Source organism: Hungatella sp. SL.1.14, from assembly GCF_024460495.1.
Classification (GTDB): domain Bacteria; phylum Bacillota; class Clostridia; order Lachnospirales; family Lachnospiraceae; genus Hungatella; species Hungatella hathewayi.
In genome coordinates this window covers 1-19,515 of the sequence record NZ_JANFYJ010000018.1, presented here as the reverse complement: position 1 = coordinate 19,515, position 19,515 = coordinate 1, and the positions used below count along the sequence as shown (strand labels likewise).

The following is a 19,515-nucleotide window of genomic DNA, read 5'->3' as shown; positions in this document are numbered from 1 at the left end:
TGTTCGTCTATGAAGATTTGCAAATAGAAAAAAGTAAGGTCGTTTTATACTTCCCTTTCTGAGCAAAATACGATAGAATAGAGAAAGACATATTAGGAAGGGTTTCAGATGAGTATTAGGATCAGGTTTGCATTAAGGCCAAAGAACCGGCTGACCGGCAGCCGTGAATGGACGCCGGAGGCCGCGGAGACGATGATTAAGGAACTGGCCGGAGAGCAGGGATATACATGCGAGTCTCTATCCGGATGTCTGCTTTGCAGGTTTTGTCCAGAGGGCTATATATGGTTCCAATGGGATAAACGGATCCTGCGGGGGGAGTCCCAGACCAACATCGTGGGGCCCGGCTTTCATGTGGCTGTCATCGAATTCTTAGAGCAGCTGGCCGGGCGGGGAAAATTAAAATTAAAGGTTGACGATAAGACGGGCTATTACTGGAAACGGGATTTTCTGACCATGCGGAGAAAGTATTTCTATCAGTGGTTTATGGATCTGATGAAGCTGGTTTCCGATTGGGAGGATGGACCGGAATATACATTCTGCTGGCCATCCAGCTACTATATACCGGAAAAACAGGAGGGAAAGCTGATCACACATATCCGTCCTTTTTCGTTTACGGAAATTCGCGGGGTCGTGAACTCCGGACTGAGCATGGCATTTGCCAGGGATTTTTTTATTTGGAGTGAGATTGAAAAGGATGCTGTTTACTACAGAAACTGCGCACTGGTGCTTTTAAATCAGAGCTGTTTTTTTATGCCATCCAGCCGGAGCGAGGCGGACAGGAAGGTGAATGACGGGATTATATACTGTCTGGAGAAGGCGCTTTCCATGGATTCCGGCCTGCAGTTCCCCGTAAAAGAGTATCTGGAGATATGCCGTCTGGCGGAGCATGAACCGGTGGATGTGAGCCATGTGGACCCGCTCTCGGGCGAGCTGTTTGTGGGCTGCAGAAGACAGCTCATTTACCGGAAGCTGGGCAATATGAAATTCTGCCTGCCCGGGTCTTTCCTGTTCGATGAAAACTGCCGCAACGGTATGGACCACTACTACGACGGTGTGGGATACGGAGGTCATGACCTCTATATTTATGCGGTAGTCCTGGGAACAGGCGGCACTTCCAGATTTAAAAAAGCATGGTTCGAACAGGGGACGCCGGAGCAGGAGTTTCTGTTTGATGCAGATAAAGGCAAGGGTAAGGCTGTCTTCTACGCGCCGGAGGAGAAGGACGGAGAGGTGCTTTACAATATGTCCGCCCAGGTTCTCTACAAAGAACAGAGGACGAATATCAATATAACCTGCAGGAAGCCCGGTGAGACGGAGTGGGCTCTTGATCTGGTAAAAAGGATTACAATATCGGAATAGAGAATTACAGGATCAGAATAGAGGAGTTTATGGAACAGAAAGAGATGAAAACGGGAGCGCTCTTAAAACGGTTCGTTCCTTATTATAAGAAATACGTTCGGATTATGGTGTTTGATCTGCTGTGCGCCTCGCTGACCACGGTCTGCGAGCTGGTACTGCCCCTGATTCTGCGCTATATCACCAATCAGGGCCTGAAGGATCTGGCCTCACTGACCGTTCAGACGATCGTGGGAATCGGAGTGCTCTACTTCGCCCTCAGGATTGTCGACGGTCTGGCCAGCTTCTACATGGCGTACACCGGTCATGTGATGGGGGCGGCCATTGAGACGGATATGCGCCAGGATGCGTTTGAACATCTGCAGAAGCTGTCCGATAATTACTTCAATAATACGAAGGTGGGACAGATTATGTCCAGGATCACCAGCGATTTATTCGATGTGACGGAGTTTGCCCACCATTGCCCGGAAGAGTTTTTTATCGCCTTTTTGAAGACTGCAGTGTCCTTTGTCATTCTGGCGGGGATCAACCTTCCGCTGACAGTGATTATCTTTGTGTTCATCCCTGTGATGGCAGTCTCCTGCTCTTACTTTAACATTCAGGTAAAGAGGGCGTTCAAGAAGCAGCGCAACCATATCGGTGAACTGAACGCCAGGATCGAGGACAGCCTGCTCGGCAACAAGGTGGTACGCGCCTTTGCCAATGAGGGCGTCGAGATTGAGAAATTCAACAGGGATAATCAGGAATTTTTAAATATCAAGCGCCAGACCTATAAGTATATGGCGGCATTCCAGAATACGATCCGCATGTTTGACGGACTGATGTATGTGGTTGTTATCGTTGCGGGCGGTATTTTTATGATTAAAGGGCTTATCGATCCCGGAGATTTAGTGGCCTATACCATGTATGTGACTACGCTTCTGGCGACAATCCGCAGAATTATCGAATTTGCGGAGCAGTTCCAGAGAGGAATGACGGGAATCGAGCGCTTTACGGAGCTGATGGACGCGTCTGTGGATATTTTTGACGAGGAGGGGGCGGTTCCCCTGCGGGATGTACATGGAAGCATTACGTTCGAGCATGTATCCTTCGAATATCCGGATGACCATAATCCTGTCCTTTCCGGCATTGATTTAAAGATCAGACCGGGGGAGAAGGTTGCCCTGGTGGGGCCGTCTGGCGGCGGAAAGACAACCCTGTGTAATCTGATTCCGCGTTTTTACGATCCTACCGAGGGACGGATCCTTCTGGATGGGCAGGATATCAGGAATGTAACGCTGCAGAGTCTTCGCGGAAGCGTGGGTGTGGTGCAGCAGGATGTTTATTTGTTCTCGGGCACGGTTTATGAGAACATTGAATACGGTCATCCCGGCGCGACCAGGGAAGAGGTCCTTGAGGCGGCGAAGATGGCGGGGGCCCATGAATTTATTATGGGCCTGAAGGACGGTTACGACACGTATGTGGGCGAACACGGTGTGAAGCTCTCCGGCGGCCAGAAGCAGCGGATCAGCATAGCAAGGGTATTTTTAAAGAATCCGCCTGTCCTCATTCTGGATGAGGCGACTTCCTCCCTGGATAATGAGAGCGAGCATCTGGTATCGCAGTCTCTGGAACGTCTGGCGTCAGGCCGGACAACCCTTACGATTGCGCACAGGCTGACAACCATCCGGAATGCGGACAGAATTCTTGTCCTGTCCGGAAGTAATATTATAGAAGAAGGAAATCATGAGGAACTGATTGAGAAACAGGGAATCTATTACCAGCTGTACACCTCGGCAGGCGAGGCGGAGCAGGAAAGCAAGATGGAAATGAAGGAGAATAGCAGATGAGAGTAGCGATTGTTACGGACAGTAACAGCGGAATTACGCAGGAGCAGGGAAGAGAAGCGGGAATTTATGTGGTTCCGATGCCGTTTATGATGGCGGGAGAGACGTATTTTGAAGACATCAGTCTGACGCAGAAGTCATTTTACGAGAAGCTGGCGGAAGGAGCGGAGATCTCCACATCGCAGCCGTCTCCCGCGTCTCTGATTGAGTTGTGGAACGGGCTCTTAAAGGATCACGATGCGGTGATTCATATCCCCATGTCCAGCGGTTTAAGCAGTTCCTGTGAGACCGCCCACGCGCTGGCCGCTGATTTTGGCGGAAAGGTGCTGGTGGTCAATAATCAGAGGATTTCCGTTACACAGCGGCAGTCCGTTCTCGAGGCCAAGGCCATGGCAGATCAGGGCATGAGTGCGGAAGAGATCAAGCGGGTGCTGGAGGAGACAGCCCTCGATTCCACCATTTACATTACTGTGGACACCCTGGAATATTTGAAAAAGGGCGGCAGGATTACGCCGGCTGCGGCACTGTTAGGAACATTTTTGAAGATTAAGCCGGTTCTCACGATTCAGGGGGAAAAGCTGGATGCGTTTGCCAAGGCGAGAACCATGAAGCAGGCGAAAAGTATGATGATTACGGCGGTAAAGAAGGATCTGGAGGAGCGTTTTTCCGATCCGGAAGGAGCCGGTGTCCACATGGCTGTGGCTCACACGGATAATGAGACGGCAGCTTTAGAATTTAAGAAGGAGCTGATGGAGCTGTTTCCGAAGGCCGGCGATATCTATGTGGATCACTTATCCTTAAGCGTGTCCTGCCACATCGGGCCGGGGGCGCTGGCAGTTGCCTGTACGAAGAAGCTGTCTCTATGAGCAAAACGGACCGGGAGGTGTGGTTAAGATGTTCTTCCAGGTGAAACCGATTAAACTGAAACACACCGTAAGCTTAAGACTGGTGCTGATCCTGTTTTTCCTGATCATCGGTCTGGCTCCCATGATGATTCAGAACAAGATCATGCTGGGTACCTACCGGCAGAACCAGATCGATGCGCGGATTCAGGATATTCAGAACCAGTGCTCGATTCTGAGCAATAAGATGACGCGGGGCGGCTACCTGGTGAATGAGCCCAGGGATACGCTGCTGGACAATGAGATGTCCGTGAAAGCAGACATGTTCAACGGCAGGATCGTCATCGTCAATAAGAATTTCAGGATTGTCTCCGATACCTTTTCACTGTCGCTGGGCAAGCTGAACGTATCGGAGGAGGTAATCCGGTGCTTCAACGGAGAAAACAGCAGCAAGTATAATTCAGACAAAAATTACGCGGCGCTGACGATCCCGGTTTATTCCAACAGTGAAGACAAGGTCATCGACGGCGTCATGATTGTGACGGCGTCCACCGAAGATCTGCTGACCAGGCTGTCTTCTGTGTCGGAGAAGGGAAGCTTCCTGCACCTGATGATCTTTTCCATGCTGGCGATTATCGTCGTGCTTCTCGTCAAGTTTCTGATGAATCCGTTCAAGGAACTGCAGTGGAAGCTGAAACGGGTGGAGGAAGGCAATCTGGATGAGGAACTCTCTTCCAACGCCTATACGGAGACTCGGCAGATCACGGAATCGATCAGCAAGACGCTGAAAAAGCTGAAGGCGGTAGACCAGTCGAGGGAAGAATTCGTATCGAATGTGTCTCATGAGCTGAAAACGCCCATTACCTCGATCCGCGTTCTTGCGGATTCCCTGATGAGTATGGATGATGTGCCGGTGGAGCTGTACCGGGAATTTATGACGGATATCTCGGACGAGATTGACCGGGAGAGCAAGATCATCGATGACCTGCTGGCTCTGGTCCGCATGGACAAGACGGCAGGAACGGAGTTAAACATCGCCCAGGTGAATGTAAACGGCCTTCTGGAGCTGATTTTAAAGAGGCTCCGCCCCATTGCCGGGAAACGCAATGTGGAGCTGACCTTTGAAAGCATCCGGGAGGTGACGGCGGATGTCGATGAGGTAAAGCTGTCCCTGGCGCTCAACAATCTGGTGGAAAATGCGATTAAATATAACGTGGAAGGCGGCTGGGTGCGTGTCACGCTCGATGCGGATCATAAGTTTTTCTACGTCAAGGTGGCAGATTCCGGAATAGGCATATCGGAAGAATTTCAGGAGCACATATTTGAAAGATTTTACCGCGTGGACAAGGCGCGTTCCCGGGAAACGGGCGGTACCGGTCTGGGGCTTGCCATTACAAAGAATATTATTCTGATGCACCAGGGCGCGATCAGGCTTTCCAGCAAAGAGGGCGAGGGGACCACATTTACGGTGAGAATTCCGCTCACCTATATTCCATAGAAACAGGAGGACGAATTTATGAAACGATGGATATACAGTCTGCTCCTCCTGGTACTTCTGGCCGGTCTGGCGGGCTGTCAGAGAAGAAGCGGGGACGGCGGGGACACGGAGGGCGTGTACCAGATCTATTATATGAATTCCTCCATGACGCGGCTGGAGCCGCAGGACTATACGATGCCGCAGATGCCTGCGGATGGAACGGCCACGGAGACGGACTGGAAGATCACACAGCTTATGGAACAGCTTAGGAATGTGCCGAAGGATCTGGACCGCCAGTCGGCGGTACCGGATAAAGTGGGATTTGAACGGTACAAGCTGGAGGACACGGTACTCTATCTCTATTTTGACAACAACTATGCCATGATGAACCCGACGAGGGAGATTTTATGCAGAGCTGCGCTCGTGCGGACGCTGACCCAGGCGGAGGGCGTGGACTATGTGGCCATCTATACGGCGGAGCAGCCTTTGATGGACAGCACCGGCGTACCGGTAGGCGCGATGACCGGGGCCGATTTTATCGATAATATCAGCAATGTCAATGCATTTGAAAAGACGGAGCTGACCCTGTATTTTGCAGACAGTACCGGAGAAAAGCTGGTGAAGGAGCAGCGGGAGGTGGTGCATAACGTGACCACTTCACTGGAAAAGCTGGTAGTGGAACAGCTGATTGCCGGGCCGGACAGGCCGGGAATTAACGCGACGCTTCCGAAGGATACGAAGCTTCTGAATGTGTCGGTCAATGAAAACGTCTGCTACCTGAATTTTGATGCGTCATTTTTAAACAATTCGCTGGATGTCAAGGAGTACATACCGGTCTATTCCATTGTGAATTCACTGGCTGCCGTTTCCTCTGTCAATAAGGTGCAGATCGCGGTCAATGGTTCCCAGGATGTGATGTTCCGGGATTCCATCTCCTTAAACCAGCTGTTTGAACGAAATTTGGATTACAATGCGGAGAATGAAGAGAATCCGCAGTAAACAGCCGTAAGTGCTCATAACGAGGAGGAAACAATTTATCAAACGTCCATTATGTCTGACAGCAGGGGGATTCGTACTTGGAGAGACCGTCGTTCTGCTTTCTCTGACATCAGGGCTCATGGTCCCGGCGCTTCTGGCGGCGGGAGCAGGCAGTGCATGCCTGTTTGGGGTCTGGAATGGATTCCGCAACGGATCGGAGCATGGATTTTCATGTGAAAGGAGGAGCAGAGGCGCCGTGTGGCTGTCTGTGTTCCTCCTTTTTATGGTGATTGGGATGGCGAGAGCCGGATATACGAAACAGGAGTGGGAGGCGCGCGACCGGCTGTGCGGGGAGCTGGCCGGGACTTATGTGGAACTGACAGGGCACGTGGGTGCGGTGGAAGAGGCAGAGGGAACGGTACAGCTCACGCTGGAGGGAAATGATGTGCGGCCTGCGGCAGGAGAGAGGAAGGAAGCCGCTTTAGCCGGAGGGGACCGGTCTGTGAGCGGAGGGCGGCAGATTCCACGCGTTCTGGTATCGTGGAAGACGGATGGCGACGGAGAGATGCCGGAGGCCCGGGAGTTCAAGACTGGCAGCAAAGTTACGGTGAGAGGACAGCTGGCGCTGTTTGCCCGCGCCAGGAACCCGGGTGAATTCGATTCCAGGAACTATTACCGGGGGCAGGGGGTGGACTGCCGCCTGTACGGGGAAGAGGTGGAGCGTTCCGGCGGTGACGTCTCTCCGATTCCGGAATGTCTGCGGAGAATTCGGGAAAAGGCGAAGCAGAATATCAAAAGATCCGTGCCGGAAGAAGACGCGGGGATCTTTTTGGCCGCAGTTCTCGGGGATAAGAAGGCGCTGGACAGTGAGAAAAAGGATTTATACCAGAAGAACGGGATCGCCCATCTGCTGGCCATCAGCGGGCTTCATCTTTCACTGATCGGAATGGGCGTCTACAGGCTGCTTCGCAAAGCCGGACTGGGGTATAAAGGGGCCGGACTGGCCGGGGCTGGGTTTATCTTCTGCTACGGCGCGATGACGGGTGGATCGCCCTCCGTGACCCGGGCTGTCATCATGATGGGGACCGGATTCCTGGCCTCATATCTGGGACGGACTTACGATCTTCTGTCTGCGCTGTCCCTGGCGCTTCTGCTTCTGGCATGGGAGACGCCTGAACTTCTGACGCAGGGAGGCGTTCAGCTGTCGTTCGGCGCGGTCTTTGCCGTGGGCAGCGTCCTTCCGGTGATTCAAAATTATCTGGGAAAGAAACGGGGCGCTCTGGGGGCGCTGTCGGTGAGCGCTGCGATCCAGCTGGTGACTCTTCCGGTCATCCTGTGGGATTTCTTTCAGCTGCCTGTCTATGGGATTTTTCTGAATCTGCTGGTGATTCCTCTGATGGGAGGTGTCGTCTGCTCCGGGATCGGAGCGGCTCTGTTTGGAGGGATTTCCGGTGAAGCGGGAGCTGTGGCAGCGGGGGCAGGCCACTGCATCCTGCGGTTTTACGAGTGGCTCTGCCATGGTGCGGAACGCCTTCCGTATCATACGCTGGTGATGGGAAGACCGGAGGCAGCGGCTGTGATTGTCTATTATACGGTGCTGGCGGCCATACTGGCTGCGATGAGGAGAGCAGGAGGGAAAAGCGCATCCGGAGAGACGGGGAGGAAGAAACGCAGAGCAGACGGAAGCAGATGGATTAGAACCGCTGTATTTTTTTTGATCTGCATCCTGCTCCCCTGTATACTGATGCCGCGCCCCGTGGACGGAATGGAGGTTCTGTTTCTGGATGTGGGACAGGGGGACGGGATCCTGCTTCGTTCCGGCCGCAGCGCAGTTCTGATCGACGGAGGCAGCACCTCAGAGAAGAAGCTGGGAGAGTATCGTCTGGAGCCGTGTCTGAAGAGCTGCGGTGTATCGGTGATTGAGTATGCCTTTGTCAGTCATGGCGATCTGGATCATATAAGCGGCATCCGCTACTTACTGGAGTCCTGCGAAGAAATAGAAGTGCGCAATCTGCTTCTTCCCTGTCAGGGACAGGAGGATGAGGCGCTGTCTGGTCTCGCTGAGCTGGCAAGGGCGCGGGGGACCCGGGTGGCCTTCCTGAAAGCGGGAGAACACTTTCTGGTGGAGGGGATTGGGATCACGTGCCTCTATCCGGGAATCCATGATATCCCCGCGGATAAGAATGAGGAATCGGAGGTGCTGAAGGTGGATTATGGAAACTGCCATATTCTGTTTACGGGAGATATGAGCGGGGACGGAGAGCTGCGGCTGCTGGACGCCCTGTCAGAATGCTCATGTACGGTAGAGAAGCACAAAGCAAAACAAGGATAGCCAGCCCTGCCACTATTCCGAAGTCAGGGGAACGCAATAGAAAAATTCATAGCTGTATGCTATACTTAATTAGCATTTGAACATATCAAGCTGACACAGCAATCTCTTTACTTGCCGTTAATGCGCGTCTACCAATAGTCCGCACAAAGCAAGAGTAGCGTAAAGGTATAAAAATTTCAAACTTCTTTGTAACGAAATTCCGATTTCTCCGTCTAACCTATGAAGCTGAAGGAGGTGATGACAAGTATGGACTATGAAAAGCTCTATAAAGCCTACTATTTACAGGTATACTCGTATACTATTTCTCTTGCCAAAAATCGTGAGATAGCAGAGGAAATCACGCAGAACACATTCTATAAGGCTGTTTCTACAACATCACAATTCAAAGGTAAGTCAGATGAATTGACATGGCTCTGCTCCATAGCAAAAAACCTTTACCATGATGAAATGCGAAGCCGTCAGCGAGTAGCTGATGTGAGTGAAATCAATGACTTGCCATCAAATGAAAATGTTGAGAACTCAGTTGCAGATTCTGACATGGCGTTCCGCATACACCTCGTTCTTCACCGTTTGGAAGAACCATACAAAGAAGTCTTTCAGCTTCGCGTATTCGGGGAACTATCTTTTTCACAAATCGCTGCAATTTTTGGAAAAACAGAATCATGGGCGAGAGTTACTTATCATCGTGCAAAGCTAAAAATTCAAGAAAGGATGGATGAAAAGCATGAGTAAACAATGCGATATTGTTCGAGATATTCTTCCGCTGTATGTTGACGGTGCTTGCAGCGAAGCAAGCGCAGAGATGGTAAAAGAGCATTTGAACGCCTGTGCTGACTGTAACGCAATTTATCAGAAATTGCTTTCTCACACGAGCGAAGATGTTCTTCACGAAGAAAGCGAAAGCGTTATTATGCGCCATGAGGCAAAAGAAAAGCAGAGAGGCAGAAAAAAGATAACGATTGCTGTTCTCGTTTCCATCGCTCTTTGTATCATTGCAATTTTTACAGCTCTCTTTCTGTTACCTATAAACATTGCTTATGAGCCTGTCAAAATCAACTTCCCATTTGAGGTTGAAGATGTCGAAAACGTTGAAATGTACCACTATGACGGAGTGCCTGCATCAGCAGAAAAGAAAGTAGTTGTTGCTGAAAATGATATAAAGACCCTGTATGATAAGTTCAAGGGCTTATCCCTAAAAGACAAAACGACTGAGGAAACTGCCGGAGCAGATGTGACCAGCTTTAGATTTAACCTCTCAGATGGAACAAGCTACGATTTGATTTACGCCTGCTATGGGGTTAAAAACGGCGAATTGAAGTCAGCAGCAGGCGGTTTTAAGTATTTCACAAGTGCGGATATCGGCTCTTATTGGAACAATTTGAATACGGAACTTGAGGCAATTCCTATCAATGAGAGTGAATTGCCGTGAGCAGATAGCAAACCCAGCCGAGCCTGTCAACGGTCAAGATGAACGGCGCAAATGCGCCGCCGTTGACAGCCCCGCCCGTCTTTGCTGTTCGGTAATCAAGAGGGCGACAGCACAAGATGCTGCCGCCCTCTGCCATTATTCAGAAAGGGGGATTTTCCATGACCGAACACGAAAAGTATCAAGAACATATCCGGCATACACACGATGCCTTTTGCAAGACTGTTATTCGCCACGCTGCCATAGACGCAGCCCGGAGCATACGGAGCCGCCGCAAGCGGGAAATCTCGCTTGAATATCTGATAGAAGAAAAACACTATCCATTCAGTACCACAGATAAATACTTTGCGGAGCAATCCGGCATGACCAGCTATCCGCTTTTCGTCTGTGGTCAGATGGTGCTTTTGGAAAGTCCAGAGCTTGCCGCAGCCCTGTCCGCACTATCACAGATGGAACAGGAAATCATTTTCTTGTACTACTTCCAACGATTGACGCATAGGGAGATTGGACGGAGATATGGACGGGCTGGCAACACAACCGGGCGGCGTATTCAGATGATTTTACGGCGGCTACGGGCAGAGTTGGAGGGTTTGTCCTATGAGCCAGCTACTTCCCTATGAGACAATCGTTAAGGCAAGCGAGGGCGACCCGGAAGCTGTTGCCGCCGTCCTATCCCATTATGCGGGATATATCCGCTCTTGTGCGAAAATGGACGGACAGATTAACACGGATATGCAGGAGCATATCGTCAGGCAACTGATAGAAAGCCTGTTGAAGTTCCGCTTTGACCGCTAAACAGAAAAGTTGTATAATTAGAGCCTGACAAATTAAACTTCAATGAGGGTAGAGCAAATGGAACAGATTATCAATTATAGAGACATACCCACAGATAAAAGGATTGACATATTAAATGCTCTTGAGCGAATAGGTTTTTTTCCGGCATACGGCGGCGTGAGAACAATGCAGCAAATTATGGAAAAGTCAGTTCCAGGTTCAGGCCCACAATTCTATTTCGTTTTCCGTGAAAATGAGTTGATAGGGTACAATTTTCTCATTGGGGACACTAAGAAATATAAAGCGTTCCCATGGCTTGCTATTAGCAATATGGATGAGCAGAAGTTGACTGTTTGTGAAGAACTGATGAAAATACAAATTGCCTTTTTTGAAGAACTCGGAATGCAAAAGATAGCAGATCATTGCGTTAGGATTATGGAAGATTACAGAAAAGGAATTGGAAAGCAGAAAGAAAGCGATTGCAGATAAATTCCATTTGAAAAACGGCTGACAATTTAATACCGCCACCCATCACAGCGGCAGATAAGCAGTAAATCTTGAAAAGGTTTACTGCTTTTTTTGCGCCCATTTTCAAAAATCTTTGGCAAACCACACCGCCGGATTGTTGTAGGGAGCAGACAGGGAAAACAAAAAAATTTCCGCTGCGTTTGCCAAAACGCCCCCTTTTCACCGTTGTAGTGGTGAACAGCGGGCAGAACACGCCACCGCAATCGCTATATTGGTGGAGCAAGCCAGTATATCCGCAAACCAGAGCCGCCGAGGAAAGCGGTAGTTTTTTAGAGCAAGATTCTACCACGGTGCCAAAATCCGCATATCTGCGGTTTTGCCCCCTTTGGTAAATCTTGTTGGGGAGTGCCTTCCCCAAACCCTGCTCATGCGCCCTGTCGGGCGAGAAAGGAGGTCAACGCTTGAAGAAAAAATATAACACACCCCACCGCTGCCATGTGGTCAAAACCCGCATGACCGAGGAAGAATACGCCGACTTTACCGAGCGGCTGAAACACTATGACATGAGCCAATCCGAATTTATCCGGCAAGCCATTACACGGGCGACCATTCGTCCCATCGTTACCGTTTCCCCGGTCAATGATGAACTGTTGTCCGCCGTTGGCAGGCTGACCGCCGAATACGGAAAAATCGGTGGCAACCTCAATCAGATTGCCCGCGCCCTCAACGAGTACGGCACACCATACAACGCCCTGTCCGTTGAAGTCCGCGCCGCCATTTCTGACCTTGCTGCCTTGAAGTTTGAAGTCCTGCGAAAGGTAGGTGACGCTGTTGGCAACATTCAAACATATCAGCTCTAAAAATGCGGATTATGGCGCAGCCGAGCAGTACCTCACCTTTGAACATGACGAGTTTACCATGAAGCCCACCCTTGATGAAAACGGGCGGCTCATGCTCAGAGAGGACTATCGAATAGCCACGCTGAACTGCGGCGACGAGGATTTTGCCGTTGCCTGTATGCGCTCCAATCTCCGCTATGGGAAGAACCAGAAGCGGGAAGATGTAAAAAGCCACCACTACATTATCAGCTTTGACCCACGGGACGCGGTGGACAACGGTTTGACCGTAGACCGGGCGCAGGCGTTGGGCGAGGAATTTTGCCGGAAGCAGTTTCCCGGACACCAAGCCATTGTCTGCACCCACCCGGACGGACACAACCACAGCGGCAATATCCATGTGCATATCGTTATCAATTCTCTGCGGATAGAGGAAGTTCCGTTCCTGCCTTACATGGACAGACCGGCAGACACCCGCGCCGGGTGCAAACACCGCTGCACAGACGCGGCGATGGAATACTTCAAAGCCGAAGTCATGGAGCTGTGCCACCGGGAAAATCTCTATCAAATCGACCTTTTGCATGGCAGCAAAAACCGCATTACCGAGCGTGAGTATTGGGCGCAGCGGAAAGGGCAGGCAAAGCTGGACAAGGAAGTTGCCGCCTTGCCAGCCGAGGAGCAGCCAGCCAAGCCCACGAAGTTTGAAACAGACAAGGAAAAATTGCGGCAGGCCATACGCACCGCGCTGTCCTCTGCCACAAGCTATGGCGAGTTCGCCGCCGTTCTCTTGCAACAGGGCGTGACTGTCAAGGAGAGCCGAGGGCGGCTATCCTACCTCACGCCGGACAGGACAAAGCCCATTACCGCCCGCAAGCTGGGAGATGATTTTGACCGCGCTGCCGTTCTTGCCCTTTTGGAACAGAACGCCCACAGAGCCGCCGAGCAGACCGCAACCGTACCCGAATACCCCCGCAACATAAGGGAGCGTTTGCAGGGCAAAAAAGCTGTCCAAACCACCCCGGAAAAGGACGGTATTCAGCGCATGGTTGACCGGGCAGCGAAGCGAGCGGAGGGAAAGGGCGCGGGCTATGACCGCTGGGCGGCAGTCCACAATCTGAAACAAATGGCGGCTACCGTTGCCGCCTACGGGCAGTACGGCTATTCGCCGGAGGAGCTGGACGCAGCCCTGGTATCTGCCAATGCGGATTTACAGGACAGCACCGCCAAGCTGAAAGCCCTGGACGCTGCTATCCGGGAGAAAAAGGAGCTTCAGACACAGGTGCTTGCCTATGCCAAGACCAAGCCTGCCCGTGACGGTCTGAAAGCACAGAAAACGGAGAAAGCCCGCAGCACCTATCGGGAACGGCACGAAAGCGATTTTATCATAGCGGACGCAGCCACCCGTTATTTCCGGGCGCATGGCGTTTCCAAGCTGCCAAGCCATAAAGCCCTGCAAGCGGAAATCGAGCAGCTTACCGCCGAAAAGAACGCCCATTACAACGAATACCGGGAGAAAAAAGCCCGTGTCAAGGAGCTGCATACCGTGAAAAGCAATCTTTCTCAAATCCTGCAAGGCGAGAAAGACAGAGAGAAAAAGCACGAACATGAGCGTTAAAAACCGCCCCGAAACGATACCAAAACAGGGATATGCCCTGCACCCTATCCGCAATACTGCCCACCTTTGAAACGGGGCGCACAGCGCAGGAAATCCCCGAAAATGACACCGAGAAACTACATTTTTACCGACCTATCCGCTTATACCAGCGGAAACGGCAGAAAGGAGCGAGAAATGCCACGTATGAGCAAAAAGCGGCGGTTGGAATGGAGCTTTTTCCTCAACCACCGAAACCGTATTACCTACAATGACCTTTGCCGGGGCTGCACACACGGCTGCAAGCAGAGCTTCCGGGCGATTATCGTCCTCTGCCCCCGGTATTTCTCTAAGAGATGGAAACACAGGGAGGACACCGCCAATGGCAGATAACCGCAAATATTACTACCTCAAACTGAAAGAAAACTTCTTCGACAGCGATTCCATTGTGCTGTTGGAGGACATGAAAGACGGGATTTTGTATTCCAATATCCTCTTGAAGCTGTACTTAAAATCGCTGAAAAATGGCGGCAGATTGCAGCTTGACGAGCATATCCCCTATACCGCCCAGATGATAGCCACGCTGACCCGTCACCAAATCGGGACGGTGGAACGGGCATTAGCCATCTTCCAGCAATTAGGGCTTGTGGAGCAGCTTGACTGCGGGCTACTTTATATGACCGACATCGAGCTGATGATCGGTCAATCCTCTACCGAAGCGGAACGGAAACGCGCCGCAAGGCTTGAAAATAAGGCACTTTTGCCGCCGCGGACAAATGGCGGACATTTGTCCGACATTCGTCCACCAGAGATAGAGATAAAGAAAGAGATAGATATAGAGTTAGAAAAAGAGGAAGAGTTAAAGGGACAAGCCCTCGCCCGCAGCTATGGCAGATATGAGAATGTATTTCTGACTGATACGGAGCTTTCCGAACTGCAAGCGGAGCTGCCCGAAAAATGGGCGTACTATATTGAGCGGCTTTCCGGCTATATCGCGTCCACGGGCAAGAAATATAAAAACCACGCCGCCACTATTCGCAGATGGGCGGCAGACGATACCGCAAAGGCTGCCCCGAAACAGGGCATACCCGAATACACCTGCAAGGAGGGCGAGAGCTTATGAGTAATCTGTTTACAGAACGAGTTTTGAATATGACGGCTGTTACCCCACAGCCGGAGGACTACATGGGCGAGGACGGACTGCTTTACTGCGGCAAGTGTCACACTCCGAAAGAAGCCTACTTCCCGGAAAAGCAAGCCGCCTTGTTTGGGCGTGACCGCCACCCGGCAGAATGTGACTGCCAGAAAGCCCAGCGTTTGGAGCGTGAAGCCGCCGAACAGCGCAGAAAGCACCTTGACACCGTGGAGGACTTGAAACGCCGGGGATTTACCAATCCTACCATGCAGGAATGGACTTTCGCCAACGACAACGGGAAATGCCCGCAAATGGAGATTGCACACTTCTATGTGGAGCATTGGGAAATCATGCGCGAGGAAAATATCGGCTATCTGCTATGGGGCAAGGTCGGCACAGGAAAAAGCTATTTTGCCGGTTGTATCGCTAATGCCCTCATGGAGCAGGAAGTCGCTGTCCGCATGACGAACTTCTCTGCGATTTTGAATGACCTGACCGCCAGCTTTGAGGGGCGCAACGAGTATATCGAGCGTCTTTGCCGTTTTCCTCTGCTTATCATTGATGATTTTGGAATGGAGCGCGGCACAGAGTACGGTTTAGAACAGGTCTACAATGTGATTGACAGCCGCTACCGCAGCCGCAAGCCCTTAATCGTTACCACCAATCTGACATTGGACAGCCTGCAAAATCCGCTGGACACCGCCCATGCCCGGATTTATGACCGCCTTTTGGAAATGTGCGCCCCTATCCTCTTTACGGGAGAGAACTTCCGCCGTGAAACGGCGCAAGCCAAGCTGAACAGACTAAAAGAATTGATGAAATGAAAGGAGTTGCCTATGGCAGAGAACAAGCAGAACACCACCCCGGAACGCCGCCCGGACTGCGTGACAGAGATCCGCATGGGCAACACCGTCCTTATCGTTTCCGGCTTTTTCAAAAAAGATACCACCGACACCGCAGCCGATAAGATGATGAAAGTGCTGGAGGCGGAAGCCGCCGCAGGACACAAAGCCCAGCTTTCGCCCTAACGCTACAAGCCGCACAGTAAAAAATCGTCATTTTGACAGGCGGTAAAGAAGCAGAAGCCGCTATACAGACAGCCGCCCCATGTGGTATAATCGAAATACGGAATAGTGGGGCTGGCTGTCGGAAACGGAGGATTTTATGTTAAGACAGACCACCCAGAAAATCACTGCCCTTTATCCAAGACTATCCCATGAGGACGAGCTGCAAGGCGAAAGCAATTCCATTTCCAACCAGAAGCGTATTCTTGAAACCTACGCAAAGCAGAACGGTTTTTCCAATCTGCGCTGGTACACGGACGATGGTTATTCTGGTGCGAACTTCCAAAGACCGGGCTTTCAATCCATGCTTGCGGATATTGAAGCCGGGAAAGTGGCTACTGTTATCGTAAAGGATATGTCACGGTTAGGGCGAAACTACCTGCAGGTGGGAATGTATACCGAGATGATTTTCCCACAAAAAGGCGTCCGCTTTATCGCCATAAACGATGGAGTGGACAGCGCACAGGGCGACAATGATTTTGCCCCTTTGCGGAACATTTTCAACGAATGGCTGGTGAGAGATACGAGCAAGAAAATCAAAGCCGTAAAACGGTCAAAAGGCATGAGCGGCAAGCCTGTTACGAGCAAACCCGTGTACGGCTACCTCATGGACGAGGACGAAAATTTCATCATTGACGAGGAAGCCGCACCCGTAGTCAAGCAGATATACCGTCTGTGCCTTGCCGGGAACGGTCCGACCAAGATAGCCCGTATGCTGACCGAGCAGGAAATCCCAACGCCGGGAACGCTGGAATACCGCAGGACGGGCAGCACACGCCGCTATCACCCCGGCTATGAGTGCAAATGGGCGACAAATACCGTGGTGCATATCCTTGAAAACCGGGAGTACATGGGCTGTTTGGTGAACTTCAAGACGGAGAAACCGTCCTACAAGACCAAGCACAGCATAGAAAATCCCATTGAGAAACAGGCAATTTTCGAGAACCACCATGAGCCTATCATCGACACCCAGACATGGGAGCGTGTGCAGGAATTACGCAAACAGCGCAAGCGTCCGAACCGCTATGATGAAGTGGGCTTGTTCTCTGGTATGCTCTTTTGCGCGGACTGCGGCAGCGTCATGTATCAGCAGCGTTACCAGACCGATAAGCGGAAACAGGACTGCTATATCTGCGGGAACTACAAGAAGCGCACCCATGACTGCACCGCACATTTTATCCGCACCGACCTTTTGACTGCGGGCGTTCTCTCCAATCTACGGAAAGTGACGAGCTATGCGGCAAAGCATGAAGCCCGGTTTATGAAGCTGCTGATCGAGCAGAACGAGGACGGCGGCAAACGCCGGAACGCCGCCAAGAAAAAGGAACTGGAAGCTGCCGAAAAGCGTATCGGTGAACTTTCCGCTATTTTCAAGCGGCTGTATGAGGACAGCGTAAGCGGTCGCATTTCTGACGAGCGTTTCACGGAGCTTTCGGCAGACTATGAAGCCGAACAGCAGGAATTGAAAGAGCGTGTTGCCAGAATACAGGCGGAGCTTTCCAAAGCACAGGAAGCTACCGTAAACGCAGAAAAGTTTATGAACATTGTCCGCAAGCACATGAACTTTGAAGAACTGACCCACACCCTCTTGCGTGAGTTTGTAGAGAAAATCGTTGTGCATGAGTGCAGCTACGATGAAAACGGCACACGCAGACAGGATATTGAGATTTACTATTCTTTCGTCGGCAAGGTGGACTTGCCCGAATGACCGCCCGCCCTATCCGATACCAAAGACAAGTATCGGATAGGAAAGGCAAAATTTTTTACACTTCTATTACTTCTTTATCACACATAAGCAAAAGGACAGGAGTGCTTTCTGAGATTCAGATTCTGAAAACCGCCCATCACGGTTCCCGTTTTTCTTCCGGAGCGGAATTTTTAGACGCGCTGGGCGTCAGGTGGGCAGTGATTTCCTACGGGGAGGGGAATTCCTATGGACATCCGCATCAGGAGGTACTGGACCGTTTCCATGAGCGGGGAGTGAAGATCTATGAAACGGCAAAAGGGGGAGCAGTTACGCTGAAAACAGACGGGAAAATGGTGCGCTGGAAGGCGTTTTTGCTCGTTGACGCATTTAAAATCCATTAGTATAATAGTATCAGTGACGAAAAGCAGGCAGAAAGGGAAGACATCATGCAGAATCTCACTCAGGATATTAAAAATCACAGCTTCAAACCGGTGTATTTGCTGTACGGAGATGAAGCATTTTTAAAAAACAGCTATAAAAATCAGCTGAAAAACGCGATATCAGGCGATGATACCATGAATTATAATTATTTCGAGGGGAAGGGGCTGGATTTGAACGAGCTCATCAGCCTCGCAGACACGATGCCGTTTTTCTCCGAAAAACGTCTGATCATGGTGGAAGACAGTGGATTCTTCAAGGGAGCGTCAGACGAACTTGTCGCCTATTTACCCCAGATGCCGGATACGACCTGCATGATTTTTGTGGAATCTGAAGTGGACAAGCGCAGCCGCATGTTTAAGAAGGTGAAGGAAATCGGCTATGCGGCGGAGATGGCCAGACAGGATTTTGCACAGCTTTCCAGATGGGCAGGAGGGATTCTGGCCAGAGAGGGGAAGAAGATTACCGGGCGAACCATGGAACTCTTCTTAAATATGACCGGAGATGACATGGAAAATATCCGGATGGAACTGGAGAAGCTGGTAAGCTTTACTCTGGGCCGTGAGATCATCACGGATGAGGATGTGGAGGCAGTCTGTACGGTTCGGGTGACCAACAAGATTTTCGATATGGTGACGGCTATCGTGAACCGCCAGACGAAAAAAGCCATGGATTTATATGAGGACCTCCTGACACTCAAGGAACCACCCATGAGAATTCTGTTTCTGATAGCCAGACAGTTTAATCAGATTCTGCAGGTAAAGGAACTGATGGCAAAGGGAATGGACAAAGGGTCAATCGCCTCCAGGATCAAGGTGCCGCCGTTTGTGGCTGGCAAGATGATGCCTCAGGCGAAGACATTTACCAGGGAGCAGATCCTTTCCTGCGTGACGCAGTGCGTGGAAGCGGAAGAAGCGGTGAAGACCGGCCGGCTGAATGACCGGATGGCGGTTGAACTGCTGATTACAAGGCAGTTTTGAAAAAGACTGTGTAAACGGATCACAGGAAGGGCTGTGCGGAATGAAAAGGAAGGAAGATACCGTTGGTGACGGTGATCTTCCTTCCTTTGGTGCGCCCGGCGGCGCACGTTTCTAACCGGTGCAAGTCCGGAATCCGCCCGGTGGTGGGAAGGATATAGCCGAAGGCAAGGGTGTCCACCGTGAGGTGGAATCTGAAGGAAGCTGGATATGGGGAACATACTAACCCATGGGCAAATCTCTGGTCTGACGAACAGAAATCACATCAGGCCATGCGTGAGGGTAAGGCTGCCAAACAAGTCGAAGCC

Annotated in this window: 20 protein-coding genes; all 20 read left to right on the top strand. The window is 51.1% G+C overall.

Translation table 11 applies throughout. The features are described from left to right. The first annotated feature begins 108 nt into the window (after positions 1-108). The 20 genes from NE473_RS18630 (at position 109) to holA (ending at position 19,210) form a co-directional block, all read left to right on the top strand. Positions 109-1,359, top strand: coding sequence for a hypothetical protein (locus NE473_RS18630; protein ID WP_256265357.1), 1,251 nt, complete (start codon positions 109-111; stop codon positions 1,357-1,359). A 29-nt stretch (positions 1,360-1,388) separates the two neighbouring features. Then, positions 1,389-3,185, top strand: a complete 1,797-nt coding sequence (locus NE473_RS18625) for an ABC transporter ATP-binding protein (protein ID WP_256265356.1) — start codon at positions 1,389-1,391, stop codon at positions 3,183-3,185. Next, complete coding sequence (locus NE473_RS18620) at positions 3,182-4,048, top strand: DegV family protein (protein ID WP_055651784.1); 867 nt, start codon at positions 3,182-3,184, stop codon at positions 4,046-4,048. The genes NE473_RS18625 and NE473_RS18620 overlap by 4 nt, the downstream gene beginning before the upstream one ends. A gap of 28 nt (positions 4,049-4,076) precedes the next feature. Next, a complete protein-coding gene (locus NE473_RS18615; RefSeq protein ID WP_055651783.1) occupies positions 4,077-5,522 on the top strand; it encodes a sensor histidine kinase in 1,446 nt (481 codons plus the stop codon). An 18-nt stretch (positions 5,523-5,540) separates the two neighbouring features. Continuing rightward, positions 5,541-6,500: a GerMN domain-containing protein gene (locus NE473_RS18610; RefSeq protein ID WP_022030911.1), complete on the top strand. Its 960-nt coding sequence runs from the start codon at positions 5,541-5,543 to the stop codon at positions 6,498-6,500. 10 nt (positions 6,501-6,510) lie between these two features. Then, a complete protein-coding gene (locus NE473_RS18605; protein WP_256265355.1) occupies positions 6,511-8,811 on the top strand; it encodes a ComEC/Rec2 family competence protein in 2,301 nt (766 codons plus the stop codon). Between the two features lie 246 nt (positions 8,812-9,057). After that, positions 9,058-9,543, top strand: a complete 486-nt coding sequence (locus NE473_RS18600) for an RNA polymerase sigma factor (protein WP_008818014.1) — start codon at positions 9,058-9,060, stop codon at positions 9,541-9,543. After that, complete coding sequence (locus tag NE473_RS18595) at positions 9,536-10,240, top strand: zf-HC2 domain-containing protein (RefSeq protein ID WP_054324686.1); 705 nt, start codon at positions 9,536-9,538, stop codon at positions 10,238-10,240. Before NE473_RS18600 ends, NE473_RS18595 begins: the two co-directional genes overlap by 8 nt. 158 nt (positions 10,241-10,398) lie before the next feature. Continuing rightward, positions 10,399-10,857, top strand: a complete 459-nt coding sequence (locus NE473_RS18590; protein ID WP_023921375.1) for an RNA polymerase sigma factor — start codon at positions 10,399-10,401, stop codon at positions 10,855-10,857. Beyond that, positions 10,835-11,032 (top strand): helix-turn-helix domain-containing protein, encoded by a 198-nt coding sequence (locus NE473_RS18585; RefSeq protein ID WP_005946132.1) that lies wholly within the window; start codon positions 10,835-10,837, stop codon positions 11,030-11,032. Before NE473_RS18590 ends, NE473_RS18585 begins: the two co-directional genes overlap by 23 nt. A 57-nt stretch (positions 11,033-11,089) precedes the next feature. Next, positions 11,090-11,500, top strand: a complete 411-nt coding sequence (locus NE473_RS18580) for a hypothetical protein (RefSeq protein ID WP_287711283.1) — start codon at positions 11,090-11,092, stop codon at positions 11,498-11,500. Between the two features lie 440 nt (positions 11,501-11,940). After that, a complete protein-coding gene (locus tag NE473_RS18575; RefSeq protein ID WP_008818019.1) occupies positions 11,941-12,339 on the top strand; it encodes a plasmid mobilization protein in 399 nt (132 codons plus the stop codon). Further along, positions 12,311-13,930, top strand: a complete 1,620-nt coding sequence (locus NE473_RS18570; protein ID WP_055155943.1) for a relaxase/mobilization nuclease domain-containing protein — start codon at positions 12,311-12,313, stop codon at positions 13,928-13,930. Before NE473_RS18575 ends, NE473_RS18570 begins: the two co-directional genes overlap by 29 nt. A gap of 174 nt (positions 13,931-14,104) precedes the next feature. Continuing rightward, complete coding sequence (locus tag NE473_RS18565) at positions 14,105-14,299, top strand: hypothetical protein (RefSeq protein ID WP_006573562.1); 195 nt, start codon at positions 14,105-14,107, stop codon at positions 14,297-14,299. Next, a complete protein-coding gene (locus NE473_RS18560; protein WP_005933730.1) occupies positions 14,289-15,029 on the top strand; it encodes a phage replisome organizer N-terminal domain-containing protein in 741 nt (246 codons plus the stop codon). The genes NE473_RS18565 and NE473_RS18560 overlap by 11 nt, the downstream gene beginning before the upstream one ends. Then, positions 15,026-15,865, top strand: coding sequence for an ATP-binding protein (locus NE473_RS18555; RefSeq protein WP_054324685.1), 840 nt, complete (start codon positions 15,026-15,028; stop codon positions 15,863-15,865). Before NE473_RS18560 ends, NE473_RS18555 begins: the two co-directional genes overlap by 4 nt. 12 nt (positions 15,866-15,877) lie before the next feature. After that, positions 15,878-16,069: a transposon-encoded TnpW family protein gene (locus NE473_RS18550; RefSeq protein WP_005932101.1), complete on the top strand. Its 192-nt coding sequence runs from the start codon at positions 15,878-15,880 to the stop codon at positions 16,067-16,069. Between the two features lie 136 nt (positions 16,070-16,205). Beyond that, positions 16,206-17,813 (top strand): recombinase family protein, encoded by a 1,608-nt coding sequence (locus NE473_RS18545; protein WP_005933734.1) that lies wholly within the window; start codon positions 16,206-16,208, stop codon positions 17,811-17,813. 101 nt (positions 17,814-17,914) lie between these two features. Continuing rightward, positions 17,915-18,193 (top strand): ComEC/Rec2 family competence protein, encoded by a 279-nt coding sequence (locus NE473_RS18540; protein WP_256265354.1) that lies wholly within the window; start codon positions 17,915-17,917, stop codon positions 18,191-18,193. 45 nt (positions 18,194-18,238) lie between these two features. Further along, positions 18,239-19,210 (top strand): DNA polymerase III subunit delta, encoded by a 972-nt coding sequence (gene holA, locus NE473_RS18535; protein ID WP_022030913.1) that lies wholly within the window; start codon positions 18,239-18,241, stop codon positions 19,208-19,210. Positions 19,211-19,515: the final 305 nt, after the last annotated feature.